The sequence below is a fragment of the Psychrobacter sp. 1U2 genome, assembly GCF_051847575.1.
The window spans coordinates 1-640 of the sequence record NZ_JBPYDC010001290.1; the positions used below are offsets into that span (position 1 = coordinate 1).

Sequence of the window (640 nt, forward strand, 5' to 3'; positions counted from 1 at the left end):
ATTTTAGTGACGCCTTTTACGCACGACGGCCATCCTGATCATGAGGCGACAGGGCGCGTGGTCACTGCATTTGCTAAGCAGCAGCATCTAGCATGTTATCAGGTATTGATTTGGGCATGGCACTGGGCTAAGCCTGCCGACACTCGCATTCCTTGGCATCATGCCGTTAGAGTTGATTTGAACGCTGAGCAATTACAGCGTAAAAGCCAAGCCATTACTTGTTTTGACAGTCAAATTACCGTTGATGAAAGTACAGGCAACCCCCCTATTTTATCTACTCAAACCATTGCTAGAATTAGCCAACCTTGGGAAGTTTATCTATATGAGCCACTCACCTAAATCGACGTCATCAGCCGACCTTGCTGATAGTTACGCCAACACGACCTTGGACAGTTCTACTCATATTGACAATCACACTGATGCCTACTCAGAAACGTATTTTGATGCCCTATATAACGACAACACTGATCCATGGGAGTATCAGACCCGCTGGTATGAAAAAAGAAAACGTGATATTTGTCTAGCGATACTACCACAGGCAGAGTATAACAATGCCATCGAGTTGGGCTCTGGCAATGGCGTATTCAGCGAGTTATTGACCCAACGTTGTCAGACTTTGACATGCGTAGATGGCAATCAT

At 45.6% G+C, this 640-nt stretch carries 2 protein-coding genes; both read left to right on the forward strand.

What is annotated here, in order from left to right:
- Nucleotides 1-339: PIG-L deacetylase family protein (locus ACS8FD_RS21705; RefSeq protein WP_439277395.1), on the forward strand; the 339-nt coding region annotated here is incomplete at its 5' end.
- Nucleotides 323-640: SAM-dependent methyltransferase (locus tag ACS8FD_RS21710; protein WP_439277396.1), on the forward strand; the 318-nt coding region annotated here is incomplete at its 3' end. The genes ACS8FD_RS21705 and ACS8FD_RS21710, both read left to right, overlap by 17 nt.